The sequence below is a fragment of the Nioella ostreopsis genome, from assembly GCF_004000255.1.
GTDB classification, from domain to species: Bacteria; Pseudomonadota; Alphaproteobacteria; order Rhodobacterales; family Rhodobacteraceae; genus Nioella; species Nioella ostreopsis.
The window spans coordinates 1-15865 of sequence record NZ_RCIQ01000003.1; the positions used below are offsets into that span (position 1 = coordinate 1).

Sequence of the window (15865 nt, forward strand, 5' to 3'; positions counted from 1 at the left end):
GCAGGCCCCGTTACAGCATCTCATACCCAATAGATGACGGTTGCAGCGAGTGCGATGGCTGAGAGGAAGACCTTCGGGCATCTGTCGTAGCGGGTTGCCATACGCCGCCAATCCTTGAGCCTTCCGAACATGATCTCGATCCGGTTGCGCCGCTTGTATCGGCGCTTGTCGTACTTGACGGTTTTCTTGCGCTGTTTTCGGCCGGGGATACATGCGCGTATCCCTTTGTCTTTCAACGCTTCTCTGAACCAATCGGCATCATATCGGCGGTCCCCCAACAGCCATTCCACCTTTGGCAAACTGCTCACCAAAGCGCGGGCGCCGATGTAATCGCTGACCTGTCCTGCAGTGACGAACAGATTGAGACGACGTCCCTGGCTGTCACAGATCGCGTGGAGCTTGGTGTTCATTCCTCCCTTGGTGCGTCCAATCAGGCGTCCACGCCCCCCATTTTCACGCCTATGCTGGTCGCTGTTCGGTGGGCCTTGAGATAGGTTGCATCGATCATCACGGTTTTCTGTTCGCCGTGCTCGGCTGCCAGTCCGGCCATCATCCGGGCGAAGATGCCCTTGTCGCTCCACCGCTTCCAACGGTTATAGAGAGTCTTGTGTGGGCCATAGGCCGCAGGTGCGTCGCGCCACCTCAACCCATTGCGATTAATGAAGATAATCCCACTCAAAACGCGCCTGTCATCAACGCGTGGCTTGCCGTGAGACTTGGGGAAGAAGGGCTCAAGACGCGCCATCTGCGCATCCGTAAGCTAGAAAAGATCAGACATGGTCACCGCTCGTTTTCGAACCGTGAATTACGACCCCCCACGGAAATCAATAGGTCCTGACCCTAATCGTTCAACACGGTTTCATCTTATGAATCGAGGATCAGGCCATACTGGTTACAATCCTCGGCGCTGCAAAGTCGAGGAATGCGCGGAGCTTCTGGGGGATCAAGACGCGCGGTTCATAGAGAAGGTGAACCGGCCAGGGAATTGGTTCGAATTCCTTTAAAATTGGAACGAGCCTCCCGGCCTTGATTGCTTCGGTGGCCTGGTATGACAGAACGCGCGTGAACCCTAAGCCGTCGACCGCGGCATCAATCGCCGCTTCGGCGGTATTCACGATCAGGCGCGATCGGATTGGCATGACTTTCTGCGGCCACTCCGATCCGAACTGCCAGTTCGATGGCGACATTAGGCTCTCGAAGGTGATTGCGTCCATCTGCGCGAGGTCGTCGGGGCCCTCGGGTGTTTTGTGGTTCGCGAGGTATGAGGGGCTGGCGCAGATGATCTGGCGCACCTCGCCCACTTTGCTTGCGATGAACATACTGTCTGAAAGCGGGCCGATGCGCACAGCTAGATCAAGATGTTCTTCGTTCAGGTTGACCGGGCGGTCCGTGAGCTCCAGCCGTATGTCGACTTCTGGGAAGGCCCTGAGGAAGGCAGTCACCACGGGCAGCACGTGCAACCGGCCAAAGACGATGGGTGCGGTCATCGTCAGCGTTCCACGCGGCGTGGTAAATTCACCGCGGGCGTTGAGTTCTGCTTCTGCAACCTCCTCGATAATCCTGCGGCAGGCCGCGATATAGGCCTGACCGGTATCAGTAAGCGTCAGCCCTCGAGGGGAGCGTAGCAAAAGCTCGGCCCCAATGTTGTTCTCAAGTTCGGATATTCGGCGGCTGACCGTGGCGATCGGCATCGACAGCGCTCGAGCTCCGGCGGTCAGGCTGCCTTCGTCTACGACGCGCACGAATATGGACATGGTCTCTAAGCGGTCGGTCACGTTCATTCCATTTTTTGAGAACTTCTATCTCAATAATACAATCTACTCCCGCTTAGTAGAAGGCTCTAAATCTGCCTCACACAGCAAGCAGAGGAGCTTTCAAATGTCTCGCATCACCTATCCCACCAGCATCGAAACCGCGCCCGAGGCTTCGCAGCCGCTATTGCAAGCCGTCGAGAAACAATTGGGCACCGTCCCCAATCTGTTCCGTCTCGTCAGTGTCAGTCCTGCTGCGCTGGAGGGGTATCTTGGTCTCTCCGGTGCTCTCAGCAAAGGTCGGCTGCCCGCAGCGACTCGCGAACGAGTGGCCCTGGCCGTAGCGCAGGCGAATGGCTGCAACTATTGCCTTTCGGCCCATACCTATCTCGGTAAGAACCTCGCCAAGCTCAATGACGCCGAAATCGCAGCCAACCGGGCTGGTCGTTCGAACGACGTCAAGGCGGATTCCGCTGTGCGCTTCGCAGTCAAGATCGTCAACGCGCGTGGCCGAGTCGCCAACGAGGAGCTTAAGGCGATCCGCGATGCCGGATATGACGACGGTCAGGTCATCGAGATTGTGCAGCATGTCGCCCTGAACATCTGGACCAACTACCTCAACGAACTCGCACAGACCGAGGTCGACTTCCCCATGGTCGATGCCGGCGCACACGCCGCATGACCCCGGCGCGGCGGTCGGGCCTTGTCCCCCTTGCCCGGCCGCCCGCCTCGTATTCTTTCCACTTGCCGAATAGGATGCAGCGATGAGCCGTCCCCCACTTCCCCCGTTCACCGAAGACAGCGCCAAGAAGAAGGTCCGTCTGGCCGAGGACGGCTGGAACTCCCGTGATCCAGCCAAAGTGGCGCTGGCCTATACGTCCGACAGCCGCTGGCGGAACCGCGTCGAGTTCCCGGTTGGGCGCGCAGAGATTGAGGCTTTCCTGGCCCGCAAGTGGGCGCGTGAGATGGAGTATCGGCTGATTAAAGAACTCTGGGCTTTCGCGGGTAATCGGATCGCAGTGAGGTATGCCTATGAATATCGTGATGATAGCGGGCAATGGTTCCGGGCCTATGGCAACGAGAACTGGGAATTTGCTGAAGACGGTCTGATGGCGCACCGTCACGCCAGCATAAACGAGCGTCCGATCTGCGAGGAGGATCGCAGGTTTCACTGGCCACTGGGCCGACGGCCTGACGATCACCCGAGCCTCTCCGATCTGGGATTTTGATCCGTGAACAAAAGTCGAGTGACCGAACCCAACCACACATTTCACGCCGGTGAACGCGCCGTGCAGGAGCGTGCTGGTGTACCGGCAGAGTGGCGGCAACGCGCTGCCCGTGCCATCCGGGCGGAGCTGTCCGCACGCCACCAGGACTTTTTTGAGAACCTGCCGGTGTTCTTTGTTGGCCTGCAGGATATGCTGGGCCGACCGTGGGCCACGATCTGTCCGCTACCAACGGGGGCACAGGCGACGCGCACCCGGCTTACGGCCAACACCCGACCAGTGCTCGCCAAGCCGCTCGACCTGGATCTGCGGCCGGGCAGCAAGGCGGCAGTGCTCGGACTGGACTTCGCGACTCGGCGGCGCAACCGTATGAATGGCGAAGTCGCTGCAGCCTCAGAGGATTTACTGTCAATCGCCGTCGAGCAGAGCTTTGGCAACTGCCCGAAATACATTCGGACGCGCGATGTCCGCCCGCCCGCCAAACCATCGACGCCCACCGAAGGCTCGCGTGTAGCAATCAGTGATGTAGCAGTGCGGCGGATCATCTCTTCAGCGGATACGTTCTTCATCGCGACCCTTACGAAGGACGGGGCGGACGTTTCCCATCGAGGAGGGATGCCCGGCGCTCTGCACCAGAATGTGGACGGCTCACTTTCCTTTCCGGATTATGCCGGAAATCAGTATTTCAACACGCTTGGCAACATTGAGGTTTCTAGCCGCGCCGGGCTGTTCATTCCGGACTTTGCCAGTGGTGAGGCAATCCTGCTCACGGGCAAGGCCGGAATCGATTGGTCTCCAGCCCGAGCTGCAGAGTTCGAAGGGGCCGAGCGCGTCGTGGACATCCACCCAGAAGATGTCTGGTACGCCCGGCATGCGTTGCCGCGCGGCGTCTTCACGGAGGAATGAGAGGAAGGGTGGCGATCTGCCTCAGTTGCTCCGCCGCTCAAAACCTGGGGCTGCAGGATCTCGATGTGTGACCCAACGCGTTTCTCGCTACTGTCTGAGGTGACAGACACAAACGGCCGGTCCGGTGGTCCGCATCGTGGCATGTTGCGGGCGGACGATCAGCGGCGAGGGGCCGCCCACGTCGCCGCGATCCGGGCTCGGCAACAAGATGCTGAAGTCGCTCCGATGTCGGCAGTGAACCCAAACCGTACATTGGATTCCATCAGTGGAGCACAGCAGTTCTTTGAGAGCGCCAGTTGCACCTGAATTGACAAAAATCAATGCTCGCCCATGCCTTATTGCGAGTTCCTTGTGATGAAACAGCAGACATTCAGTAACTCATTCACAACGATATTGCCGCAGAGCAGAGACAAGCTCACGGGGGCTGGAAACCGATCCTGTTCCCTTACCCAGCGCCAAACTGTTTGTCGCGATACGCAATACCTTTGCGCTACGACAAGTCAGAAAAAAAATCTCTCCGCTTGAGGATCAGCGTGGAGCTGGTTTGCGGCAGATGCCCTAGGCGGCTCTAAGGAAGCCTGCACACGCCCTTCGGACTTGGCTGAAGTGGGAGCGTCAGAGGCGAAGCTGAAGAAATCGGGTGTATCTTTGGAGCGTTTAGACGACATTCGAAAGCCCACTGGTTGGGCAAATCGAAGGCCTCTTGCACTTCACGATTTGCAGATCAGCTCTTAACGGCGAGCCAGCAGATGACAGCCTGAGGCGCGACGTGACAAAGATTTTCATGACGCGAAAAGATGCTCAACCCAGTTTCAAGCACCTGAACTTTGTGGGGCCACATGTGGGGCTGCAATCTAGTGAAGAAAAATATCTTCACATTATCAATATTTTATGTGGATTTATGGCGGAGAGACAGGGATTCGAACCCTGGGTGGACTTGCGCCCACAACGGTTTTCGAGACCGCCCCGTTCGACCACTCCGGCACCTCTCCGCGCTTTATCAGGGGTCGTGAAGCGGGCATTTAGACGGTCCTTTCCGGGCGTGCAAGGGGGGAAGTGTCGGTTTCCCGCCGATCAAGCGGATTTGTCCGGGGCATGGCTGGAAATCCCGCGCGGCGCGCCCCATTGTTCTGAACAGGACCATTACGGGTTTCCAGCGAAAGGACCGTTCATGCTGCGTGCGATTTGCCTCTCTGTCTCTCTTGTCGTCGGTGCCGGGCCGGCTCTTGCCCAAAGCCCTGTTGCCCTGCGGGAGACGACGCTGGCCATGCTGGATGCGATCGGGATGGAGCAGAGCATCAACATCATGGTGCAGGCAGGGGTGCGCGACGGGCGCGGGCTGGAGGATGACCTGTTCCCCGGGCGCGGTGGCGCGGCATGGGGCAACGTCGTGGACCGGCTCTATGCCCATGACACGCTGCGCGGATTTTTCTACGAGGGTTTTCCCGAAGATCGGCTGTCCGAAGATCGGGCGGCAGAGATTACCGCGTTTTTCTCCTCCGACCTTGGTGAACGGATTGTCGAAGGCGAACTGACCGCGTGGGAAGCCATTACCGATCAGGCCGTGGAAGACGCGGCGAACGAGGTCTATTTCCAGCAGCTTGCAGAGGCCAATCCCCGGCTTGAGCTGTTGGAACGGTTCACCGAGGTCAACGGGTTCGTCGATTTCAACGTCATGGGGGCGCTGAACGCCAATTTTGCCTTCCTGCGCGGTATGTCCGATGGCGGCGCCTATGAACGTCCGATCCCCGAGGACATGATCTTGACGCAGGTCTGGCAGGGCGAGCCGGAGATCCGCGAAGACACGATCCTGTGGCTCTATTCCTTCCAGTTGATGGCCTATGCCGATCTGAGTGATGAAGAGCTTGAAGCCTATATCGCGTTCTCGGAATCCGATGCCGGGCAGCTTTACAACTCGACCGTGTTCGCAGGCTATGACGCGGTGTTTTCCGAGATGAGCTATCGTCTGGGGAACGCGGCTGCGGTGTTCATGACGGGCGAGCCGACCTGACAGGTGGCCTCCGGGCCCGCTTTGCTTTAGACTTTGAGTCATTCCAGACGGATCAGATTTCTAAAGGAGGTGGGTATGTTTGCCCGGATTGCAATCTGCGCTTTGCTGTGCCTGTCCGTGCCTGTCCACGCGCAGGATCAAGACCCTGAGGCCGAACAGGTCGATGCGTTGTTCGACGCGGCCGGGTTCGATGCGAACCTTGCCAATCTTCGAGGGGCCGCATTGGCAGAGTGGCAGGGGACCCAGGACGATTTCTATCCAGAGGCGGTCCCCGCGGCCTGGACAGACGCCATGGAGGCAGCCACTGATCCGGCGCAGATCGCCGCCGATTTCCGGCGCGGCTTCCTGACCGTGGCGTTTTCCCCGGCGGAGATGGAGACCGCGATTGCGGCGCTCGAAACACCTTTCGGGCAACGGTTGACCGAGATTGGCCAGACGATCTCGACCCGCCTGGCCGAAGCCGAGAACCTGCAAGGGGCGTTTGCCGGGGCAGAGCTGACCAATGATCCGCGGGTCATTGCTGCGGACAGGGTTCTGGAGCTGCGGGGCTCCGTCGCGACGCATTTCGCCTTTCTGCGGGCTTCGGAACAGGCCTATTATCTTGGCCTCAACGGTGACCCCCTGGATCAGGTCGATCGTCCGGCGTCGGTTGCGGAAGACCTGAGCGCCTATATGGCCGACTGGGAAAGCTATTTCGAGGACATCCACGATGATGTGACCCTGTCCTATCGGCAGATGTTCTTTCTGGTGACAGATGGCTTCACAAGCGATGAAGTGGATGAATGGGTGACGCGGGCCGAACAGCCCTGGGCACAGGCTTTCGAGGACGCATTTCAGGCCGGATATCGTGAAGCCTACAGGCAGAGCATGTACCGTCTGGGGCAGGCGGTTGCCGCCGGTCATGCCCCGGCAGAGGATGACGGCGGATAAGCCTTAAACTCGGCCTTTGTCGCTTGACTTCGCGACGCACCTCAGGCATCAGCAGGCCTCATTCGCCGCCCATGACGACTCGGGCGGCGCTTGCTATTTACAACCGATGTCCCCAAGCGGGGCACGCTGTCCGAGGCGCGACACCGGTCGCACCAACACCCGAGTAGGGGGCCACAGGGCGCGGGAGAAAAAGGAAGATGCCTATGTTTGCGGTCCTCAAGACCGGTGGCAAGCAGTACAAGGTTCAGTCCGGTGACGTTCTGCGCGTCGAAAAACTGGCTGCCGATGCTGGCGAAACCATCCAATTCAACGACGTTCTCATGCTCGGTGGCGACAGCACCGTTCTGGGCGCGCCGACCGTTGCCGGTGCTGCCGTTCAGGCCACCGTCATCGACCAGATCAAGGGCGAAAAGCTCATCCACTTCGTCAAGCGTCGCCGTAAGCACGGCTCGAAGCGGACCAAGGGTCACCGCCAGCAGCTGACGCTCGTGCGGATCACCGACATTCTCGCCTCCGGCGCGGATGCAACCGGTGTGAAAGCCGCTGTGGGCGCAGGCTCGGTCTCGACCGCAGCAGACGCCGCCCCCGCCGCCAAGCCCGCCAAGAAGGCCGAAGCCGCCCCCGCAGCAGCAGCTGCCGGCGCTGACGACCTCAAGCAGCTGTCCGGTGTCGGCCCCGCGCTGGAAAAGAAACTGCACGAAGCAGGCGTGACCACCTTCGCACAGATCGCCGCGTGGAACGCTGACGACATCGCCGCCATGGACGAAAAGCTTTCGTTCAAGGGCCGTATCGAACGCGAAGGCTGGGTCGAACAGGCTCAAGCCAAACTCGCAGAATAAGGAGAGACACCCATGGCACATAAAAAAGCAGGCGGTAGCTCCCGTAACGGCCGCGACTCCGCTGGTCGCCGTCTCGGCATCAAGAAGTTCGGTGGCGAAGCCGTCATCCCCGGCAACATCATTGCGCGCCAGCGCGGCACCAAATGGTGGCCGGGCGCGGGTGTCGGCATGGGCAAGGATCACACCATCTTTGCAACCGTCGACGGCGCCGTGAAGTTTCACAAGGGGCTGAAGGGCCGCACCTTCATTTCCGTACTGCCGGAGGCGGAAGCCGCCGAGTAACGCCGGACCTTTTGCAAGATTAAAAGGGGGATCGGCATCAAGGCCGGTCCCCCTTTCACTTTTCGGGGCTATGGCCTTGAGGTGCCCGACCGAAGGCCCCAACTGAAAGGGGCAGGTGGCGGGCCCGACCCCGAAAAGACCACTGTTCTGAGGAGGAGCAGAATGAAACAGGAGACGATCGTTCAACAGACCGCCGTCGAGACACCCCGCTTTGTGCTGCGGCCCTTGCGCACCTCGGACGCGGGTTTGCTGGAATTCTACGCATCCGATCGGCGCGTGGCAGAGATGACCACGACCATACCGCATCCGCTGCCCCCCGGCGCGGCTGAGGCCTTCGTGGCCAAGGCGCAGCGCGATGACCGGCGTGAACATGTCTGGGCCATGGATTCCTCGGAACAGGGCGGGGCGGAACTGATGGGGGTGATCTCTCTGGAACAGATGGATCGCAATCAGTCCGAGATCGGATACTGGGTCGCGCCAACCATGTGGGGAACCGGGCTTGCCTCCGAGGCGGTCAAAGCGCTTGTCGCGGCGAACCCGCTGATGAACGACACGATCTTTGCCAGCGTGTTTCAGGACAACCCCGGATCGGCCCGCGTGCTGACCAACGCCAAATTCGCCTATCTGGGCGATGCCGAGGCGTTTTCGGTCGCACGTAACGCCAAGGTGCCAACCTGGACGTATTTGCGCAAACTGAGCTGAGGGCGCGTGTGCCGGGGCTTGAGCCCCGGCCCGGTTCCCTCTAATCCCTCTGACCATGCGGGACGACCCCGCGGGGAACCGAACACATGAAATTCCTCGATCTAGCCAAGGTTTACATCCGCTCGGGCGCGGGCGGAAACGGCTGCGTCTCCTTTCGGCGTGAAAAATTCATCGAATATGGTGGCCCGGATGGCGGCGATGGCGGCCGGGGCGGCAACGTGGTGGTGGAAACCGTCGACGGGCTGAACACGCTGATCGACTTCCGCTATCAGCAGCATTTCTTCGCCAAGAACGGCCAGCCGGGCATGGGCAACCAGCGCACCGGCAAGGACGGCGATGACATCATCCTGCGGGTTCCCGTCGGCACCGAGGTGCTGGAAGAGGATGAGGACACCGTCATAGCGGACCTCACCGAACTCGGTCAGCGCGTGGTGCTGGCCAAGGGCGGCAATGGCGGCTTCGGCAACCTGCATTTCAAAAGCTCCACCAACCAGGCGCCGCGTCGGGCAAATTCCGGCCAGCCGGCGATCGAACGCACCATCTGGCTGCGGCTGAAGCTGATCGCGGATGTGGGCCTGTTGGGTTTGCCCAATGCGGGCAAGTCGACCTTCCTCGCCGCGACCTCCAACGCGCGGCCCAAGATTGCCGACTATCCCTTCACCACGCTGCATCCCAATCTGGGCGTTGTTGGCGTGGACGGGGTGGAGTTTGTCGTCGCAGACATTCCCGGCCTCATCGAAGGTGCGCATGAGGGCAGGGGGCTGGGTGACCTCTTCCTGGGTCACGTGGAACGCTGCGCGGTGCTGCTGCATCTGGTCGATGGCACCTCTGAGGACGTGATCGAGGATTACCAGACCATCATCCACGAGGTCGAACAATACGGGGCCGGTCTGGCCGACAAGCCGCGCATCACGGTGCTGAACAAGATCGACGCGCTGGATGAAGAAGAGCTTGCCGAGAAGAAAGCCGCGCTGGAGGCTGTCGCAGGCCCGGTCATGACCATGTCGGGCGTGGCACAGATGGGTGTGACCGATGTACTGCGCGCGCTGCGTGGCAAGATCGACGCCAAGCGCCTGCGCGAGAAGAAGGGTGCGGAGGAGGCACCCGACGCATGGCAGCCGTAAACCTGTCGGACGCCCGGCGTCTGGTGGTCAAGATCGGCTCGGCGCTGTTGGTGGACAAGGATAGCGGCGCGCTGCGTACCGATTGGCTGCATTCGCTGGCCGCGGACGTTGCTCGGATCAAGGCGCGAGGCGTCGATGTGGTGCTGGTCTCATCCGGCTCTATTGCGCTTGGACGCTCCGTTCTGGGTCTGGGGCAGGGGGTTCTGGCGCTGGAACAGGCGCAGGCAGCCGCTGCCGTGGGCCAGATCCGACTCGCGCGCGCCTATGAAGAGGCGATGGCCCCGCACGGCATCGCCACCGCCCAGATCCTCGTCACGCTGGAAGACAGTGCCGACCGCAGACGGTATCTCAATACCCGCAACACCATGGCCACGCTGCTTGGCCTCGGCGTGCTGCCGATTGTGAATGAAAACGACACCATCGCCACCGACGAGATCCGCTACGGAGACAATGACCGGCTGGCTGCCAATATGGCCGCCATGGTCGCCGCCGATCAGCTGGTGCTTCTGTCCGACGTCGATGGCTTCTATTCCGGCAATCCCAAGGATGACGCCTCTGCCACGCGCTATGACGTGATCGCTGCAATCACGCCCGAGATCGAGGCGATGGCCGGGGACGCCGGATCGGGCCTGTCCAAGGGCGGCATGAAGACCAAACTGATGGCTGCGCGCACCGCGACCGCTGCAGGCTGCGCCATGGCGATCACAGAAGGTTCGGTCCTCAACCCTTTGACCGCGTTGGAAAATGGTGCCAATGCAACCTGGTTCACCGCGACCCAGGACCCGCAGACCGCCCGCAAGCACTGGATTGCCGCGATGAAGCCCAAGGGGGCTGTCCGGCTCGACGCGGGCGCGGTTGCAGCGCTTGGCCGGGGCAAGTCCCTGCTGCCCGCCGGGGTGACGAAGGTCTCGGGCCAGTTCCTGCGTGGCGATCCCGTGGCTGTGGAAGGCCCCGATGGGGCGCGGCTCGGCCTCGGCCTGATCCGCTATACATCCGAAGAAGCCACCGCCATCGCCGGGCACCGGTCGGATGAGATCGAGCCAATTCTGGGCTATCCGGGTCGCGCGGCGCTGATCCATCGCGATGACATGGCGCTATAACTTTTGTTCTTGATAAGAATACTCGAAATCCAACCCCTCAACGGAGGCTGACATGACAGACCAGTCCAACATCCCCGCCCTCATGGCCGAGATGGGCACGCGCGCGAAAGCGGCTGCTGCGGAGCTGGCCTTCGCCCCAGCCGAGCAGAAGGCAGAGGCGCTGAATGCTGCCGCCGATGCCGTGTGGGCGCGCCGGGCCGAGATCATCGCGGCCAACGAAAAGGACATGGCATTCGGGCGCGACAAGGGGCTGTCATCAGCCATGCTCGACCGGCTGATGCTGGACGAGGCGCGGATCGAGGGGATCGTGGCGGGCCTGCGCGCCGTTGCAGCGCAGAACGACCCCGTGGGCGCGGTGATTTCCGAATGGGACAGGCCCTCTGGCCTGCATATCCAACGAGTGCGCACGCCGCTTGGCGTCATCGGCGTGATCTATGAAAGCCGCCCCAATGTGACAGCGGATGCAGGCGCGCTCTGCCTCAAGTCGGGCAATGCGGTGATCCTGCGTGGGGGCTCGGAAAGTTTCCACAGCTCCGGCCTTCTGACGGAGTGCCTGAAGGACGGGCTGCGCGTGGCAGGGCTCCCTGAAGACGCGGTGCAACTGGTCCCGACGCGCGACCGGGCCGCCGTCAAGGAACTGCTGACTATGACCGACACGGTGGATGTAATCGTGCCGCGCGGCGGCAAGGGGCTGGTGGGACTGGTGCAACGAGAGGCGCGGGTGCCGGTCTTTGCCCATCTCGAAGGCATCTGCCACGTCTATATCGACAAATCCGCGGATCCGGTGAAGGCGCTGAACGTCGTGCTGAACGCCAAGACCCGCCGCACCGGGATCTGCGGTGCGGCGGAATGCCTGCTGATCCACCGCGAGGTGCTGGACACGATCGGACAGGGCGTTGTGCGCGCGCTTCTGGATGCGGGTGTCGAGGTGCGTGGGGACGAAGCCCTGCAAGCCATTGATGGGGTGACGCCAGCACGCGACGATGATTACGGCAGGGAATTCCTCGACATGATCATTGCGGCGAAGGTGGTGGATGACATCGACGCGGCCATTGCCCATATCCGGCGCTACGGGTCGAGCCACACGGAAAGCATCCTGACTGAGGATGACGAGGCCGCCGCGCGCTTCTTCCAGCGGCTCGACAGTGCGATCCTGATGCGCAATGCCTCGACCCAGTTCGCCGATGGCGGTGAATTCGGCATGGGCGGTGAGATCGGGATTGCCACCGGCAAGATGCATGCACGCGGGCCGGTGGGGGCGGAACAGCTGACCTCGTTCAAATACCTTGTCACGGGCGACGGCACGACTCGTGCGTAAGGTATGCTGACCTATTTGCACACGGACTTGTCGGGCCCGACCACAGTGCCGGGCTTGACCTTTCCTATGGAGTGAATTTAGGTCAGCCTTGCTTCCAGACCATGAAAGGCCACCCCATGACCGACGGATCCAACCTGCCCAAGACGCTCGTGCGCCGCATGCCGCTGGAGCCCGGCGTCAGCCGCCCGGTGGTGACGCCGATCCAGCCCTCGGTGGTCTATTCCTCGGAAAGCCCCGACCAGTTGGAAGGGCAATATGAGGGCAAGGAACACGGCTACACCTACAGCCGCGAGGGCCATCCAAACGCCGATCTGCTGGCCGCCAAGATCGACATGCTGGAAGGCGGGCAGGGGGGCATCATCTGTGCCTCGGGCATGGCGGCTGTCGGCACCGCGCTAATGGGGCTGCTCAGCCAGGGCGATCACGTGATCGGGGGCGATCAGCTTTATGGCCGGTCGCTGCGCATGATGACACAGGACCTGCCGCGTTTCGGGATTGCCACGACGCTGGTCGATACCGGAGATGTCGCGGCCGTCGCCGCCGCGATCCGGCCGGAAACGAAGATGATCCTGGTCGAGGTCATGGCCAACCCCACACTTGTCATCGCGGATATGGAGGGCATCGCCGCGCTCTGCCGCGACAAGGGCATCCTGCTGGCGGTCGACAACACCTTCACCACGCCGACGGCCTACCGGCCCTATGACCACGGCGCCGATATCGTTATCCACTCCGTCACCAAACTGCTTGCCGGACATGCTGATGTGACGCTTGGCTATGTGTCCGCGAACGACCCGGAACTGACGGAAAAGATGAAGGTTTTCTGGATCACCATGGGCGCGACGCCCTCGCCGCATGATTGCTGGCTTGCTGAACGGGGCATTTACACCTTCGATTTGCGCTACGAGAAATCGCAGGACAATGCCGCGCTGCTGGCCGACTACCTTACCACCCTGCCGGGTGTGAAACGCGTTGTCTATCCGGGCCGAAACGACCACCCAGACCACGCCCGCGCCGCGCATCTGCTGAACCGCCAGTTCGGCAATATGGTCAGCTTCGAGATCGAGGGCGGCCGCGCCGCCGCCAATGCCATGATCCGCGCCATGCCCGACATGGCCTTTGCCCCCACGCTTGGCGATGTGGGCACGACTGTCAGCCACTCGGCGACGTCATCCCACCGGCTGGTGCCTGTTGCGGACCGCGAAGCCATCGGTATCACGGAGGGCTTCTTCCGGGTGTCCGTCGGGATCGAGGATATCGAGATTCTGAAAGCCGATTTCGCGGCGGGCTGCGCGGCGGCGGCTGCGGCGGGCTGACACCGCGCCTGTTGTCGAATCGGGTCGGCAAGCGCTAGGCGGGCCTTGATTCCTTCGGAAGGTTTTGAACATGGCCCGCAACACGCTGTCCGCAGCCCTGAACGCCGTGCCCGACCCGATGCTGTTCATCGGCACCGGCGGCATGATCGAGCTGAGCAATCCGGCTGGCGAAGCTCTGTTCGGCGTCTGGATCAAGGGGCGCAGCTATGTCACCGCCCTGCGCCAACCCGCCTTGCTGGGGGAAATCGACCTCGTTCTTCGCGGCAATCGCCCGTCAGAGACCCGCTACATCAAGTCCGACCAGACCGGGGAAACCCAGTTTCGGGTGATGATCTCTCCGATTGCGGAAACGGATGCCGGACAGGCCGGGGTGATTTTGCATTTCACCGATATCACCCATCTGCGTGAGGCCGAGGAGATGCGCCGCGACTTCGTGGCCAATGTAAGCCACGAACTGCGCTCGCCATTGACGGCTGTCCTGGGATTCGTCGAAACCCTGCGTGGCCCGGCCCGAAACGACGCCGAGGCCCGCGACAGGTTTCTGGCCATCATGGAGCAGCAGGCCCTGCGGATGAACCGGCTGGTGGGGGATCTGCTGTCGCTGTCTCGGGTAGAGGCGGAGGAACGGGTGCGCCCCTCGGATGACGTGGATCTGCGCGACGTCGTGTCGGGCGTGTTGACCACGCTGCGCCCGCAGGCCGAGGATCAGGGCAGCGCGTTGGACCTTGTCTCGGCGCCGGGTGACTACCGGATTCGCGGCGACCGGGACCAGCTGACGCAGGTTTTCACCAACCTTGCCGAGAACGCCCTGAAATACGGGGGCAAGGGGCGACCCGTCACCGTACGGATGGAAACCGGCGAGGGCAGGGGGTCCATGCGCGGGCCAGTGGTGCGCGCCGAGGTGATCGACCGAGGCGATGGCATCGACCCGCTGCACCTGCCGCGCCTGACGGAACGGTTCTACCGCATCGATTCACACCGCAGTCGCGAGATGGGCGGCACCGGACTGGGTCTGGCCATTGTCAAACATATCGTCAACCGCCATCGCGGCCGGCTGCGGATTGTCAGCGAGAAGGGCAAAGGCAGCACGTTTACGGTCGTGCTGCCCCGGTAATCAGCCGAACCGGTTGCGCGTGCGGTTTGCGAAGGCGACCAGCGACAACATCACCGGAACCTCCACCAGCACGCCCACCACCGTGGCCAGCGCCGCACCCGATTGTAGGCCGAACAGGCTGATCGCCACCGCCACGGCCAGTTCGAAGAAATTCGACGTGCCGATCATGGCGCAAGGGGCGGCGACCCGGTGCGGGACTTTCATGATATACGCCGCGCCATATGCCAGCGCGAAGATGCCATAGCTTTGCAACAGGATCGGCACCGCAATCAGCGCAATGATCAGCGGCCGGTCGAGGATCGTCTGGCCCTGAAGGGCAAACAGGATCACCACGGTCACGATCAACCCCACGACCGACCATGGTTTGGCTTGCTCCTTGAACAGCTCGATTGCAGCTGGAGATCCGAGCCGTGCGCGAGTGATCAGTCCTGCGGCCAAAGGCAGTACGACATAAAGCACCACGGACAGCAGCAGCGTCTGCCACGGCACGACGATATCGGTGACGCCGAGCAGGAAGGCGACGATGGGGGCGAAGGCGAAGACCATGATCACGTCATTCACGCTGACCTGCACCAGCGTGTAGGTCTCGTCGCCCTTGGTCAGTTGCGACCAGACGAAGACCATGGCCGTACAGGGCGCCGCGCCAAGCAGGATCAGCCCGGCGATATATTGGCTGGCGTCCTCGGGGTCGATCCAGGGGGCGAAGATGGTTTCGAAAAACAGCACGGCGAGGGCGGCCATGGTGAAGGGCTTGATCAGCCAGTTGACGGCGAGGGTGATCAGCAGCCCCGTGGGCTGGCGCGCGACATCCTTCAACGAGGCAGGGTCAACGCCCACCATCATCGGATAGACCATTGCCCAGATCAGCACCGCAACCACGAGGTTGACCGAAGCGATTTCGGCAATCGACACCGCGAAGATCAGCGAGGGCGCGACGATCCCCAACAGAATGCCGCCCACCATGGCCAGGGCCACCCAGACCGTCAGATAGCGTTCGAAATTGCCCATGCTGCTGCCCGCCCCTGTTTCAGCCTCGCCGGTGGTTCTGACCGTGATGAAACGGGATTGCAAGGGAATCGATTCTCGCGCCCCGTCGAATCGATCAAGGCCCCGACATCTCGGTTCGGATTCGCCCGATAGAAATGCATCGTGACAGGGAAGATTATGGAAAGGGCTGTCCGGGTACTTTGGCTAAACATCTGTAATCATTTGCTATCAGGAGTCATCCCGGTCTGGACGGACCGGCACT

The 15865-nt window shown here is 61.6% G+C and carries 15 protein-coding genes, 1 tRNA gene and 1 pseudogene; 13 read left to right on the forward strand and 4 right to left on the reverse strand.

From position 1 onward, the window contains the following. Positions 1–20 precede the first annotated feature (20 nt). Positions 21–745 (reverse strand): IS5 family transposase gene (locus EP237_RS04185; protein WP_420812503.1). Its coding sequence is split into 2 segments (ribosomal slippage): positions 21–451 and positions 451–745, totalling 726 coding nucleotides; the frame shifts between segments, so codons are not numbered across the junction. 133 nt (positions 746–878) lie between these two features. After that, positions 879–1781, reverse strand: coding sequence for a LysR family transcriptional regulator (locus tag EP237_RS04190; RefSeq protein WP_164744614.1), 903 nt, complete (start codon positions 1779–1781; stop codon positions 879–881). A 97-nt stretch (positions 1782–1878) separates the two neighbouring features. Between EP237_RS04190 and EP237_RS04195 the strand changes: the two genes are divergently transcribed. The 3 genes from EP237_RS04195 to EP237_RS04205 all read left to right on the forward strand — a co-directional run bounded on the left by EP237_RS04195 (position 1879) and on the right by EP237_RS04205 (position 3883). Next, positions 1879–2433, forward strand: coding sequence for a carboxymuconolactone decarboxylase family protein (locus EP237_RS04195; RefSeq protein WP_127558442.1), 555 nt, complete (start codon positions 1879–1881; stop codon positions 2431–2433). An 82-nt stretch (positions 2434–2515) separates the two neighbouring features. Beyond that, positions 2516–2980 (forward strand): nuclear transport factor 2 family protein, encoded by a 465-nt coding sequence (locus EP237_RS04200; RefSeq protein WP_127558444.1) that lies wholly within the window; start codon positions 2516–2518, stop codon positions 2978–2980. An 18-nt stretch (positions 2981–2998) separates the two neighbouring features. Continuing rightward, positions 2999–3883: a pyridoxamine 5'-phosphate oxidase family protein gene (locus EP237_RS04205; RefSeq protein WP_127558446.1), complete on the forward strand. Its 885-nt coding sequence runs from the start codon at positions 2999–3001 to the stop codon at positions 3881–3883. 902 nt (positions 3884–4785) lie between these two features. Here the strand turns inward: EP237_RS04205 and EP237_RS04210 are convergent. Next, positions 4786–4875: transfer RNA gene (locus EP237_RS04210), tRNA-Ser, on the reverse strand. Between the two features lie 179 nt (positions 4876–5054). On the opposite strand from EP237_RS04210, the gene EP237_RS04215 reads away from it, so the two are divergent. The 10 genes and pseudogenes from EP237_RS04215 (at position 5055) to EP237_RS04260 (ending at position 14616) form a co-directional block, all read left to right on the forward strand. Next, complete coding sequence (locus EP237_RS04215) at positions 5055–5894, forward strand: DUF2059 domain-containing protein (RefSeq protein WP_127558448.1); 840 nt, start codon at positions 5055–5057, stop codon at positions 5892–5894. A 75-nt stretch (positions 5895–5969) separates the two neighbouring features. After that, positions 5970–6824, forward strand: coding sequence for a DUF2059 domain-containing protein (locus EP237_RS04220; RefSeq protein WP_127558450.1), 855 nt, complete (start codon positions 5970–5972; stop codon positions 6822–6824). A 203-nt stretch (positions 6825–7027) separates the two neighbouring features. Beyond that, complete coding sequence (locus EP237_RS04225) at positions 7028–7663, forward strand: 50S ribosomal protein L21 (protein WP_127558889.1); 636 nt, start codon at positions 7028–7030, stop codon at positions 7661–7663. Positions 7664–7675: 12 nt separating this feature from the next. After that, the gene (rpmA, locus tag EP237_RS04230; RefSeq protein WP_127558452.1) at positions 7676–7945 is read left to right on the forward strand and encodes a 50S ribosomal protein L27; all 270 of its coding nucleotides are present in this window, start codon (positions 7676–7678) and stop codon (positions 7943–7945) included. A gap of 162 nt (positions 7946–8107) precedes the next feature. Then, positions 8108–8647, forward strand: coding sequence for a GNAT family N-acetyltransferase (locus tag EP237_RS04235; protein ID WP_127558454.1), 540 nt, complete (start codon positions 8108–8110; stop codon positions 8645–8647). A gap of 86 nt (positions 8648–8733) precedes the next feature. Then, entirely contained in the window at positions 8734–9771 is a 1038-nt protein-coding gene (gene obgE, locus EP237_RS04240; RefSeq protein ID WP_127558456.1) for a GTPase ObgE, read from the forward strand. Beyond that, positions 9759–10871 (forward strand): glutamate 5-kinase, encoded by a 1113-nt coding sequence (proB, locus tag EP237_RS04245; RefSeq protein ID WP_127558458.1) that lies wholly within the window; start codon positions 9759–9761, stop codon positions 10869–10871. The genes obgE and proB overlap by 13 nt, the downstream gene beginning before the upstream one ends. Positions 10872–10914: 43 nt before the next feature. Further along, a pseudogene (locus EP237_RS04250) lies at positions 10915–12189 on the forward strand (glutamate-5-semialdehyde dehydrogenase); the annotation flags it as partial. Positions 12190–12305: 116 nt separating this feature from the next. Further along, entirely contained in the window at positions 12306–13502 is a 1197-nt protein-coding gene (locus tag EP237_RS04255) for a trans-sulfuration enzyme family protein (RefSeq protein WP_127558462.1), read from the forward strand. Positions 13503–13572: 70 nt separating this feature from the next. After that, complete coding sequence (locus EP237_RS04260; protein WP_127558464.1) at positions 13573–14616, forward strand: ATP-binding protein; 1044 nt, start codon at positions 13573–13575, stop codon at positions 14614–14616. On the opposite strand, the gene arsB is transcribed toward EP237_RS04260, so the two are convergent. Further along, a complete protein-coding gene (gene arsB, locus EP237_RS04265) occupies positions 14617–15624 on the reverse strand; it encodes an ACR3 family arsenite efflux transporter (protein WP_127558891.1) in 1008 nt (335 codons plus the stop codon). Positions 15625–15865: the final 241 nt, after the last annotated feature.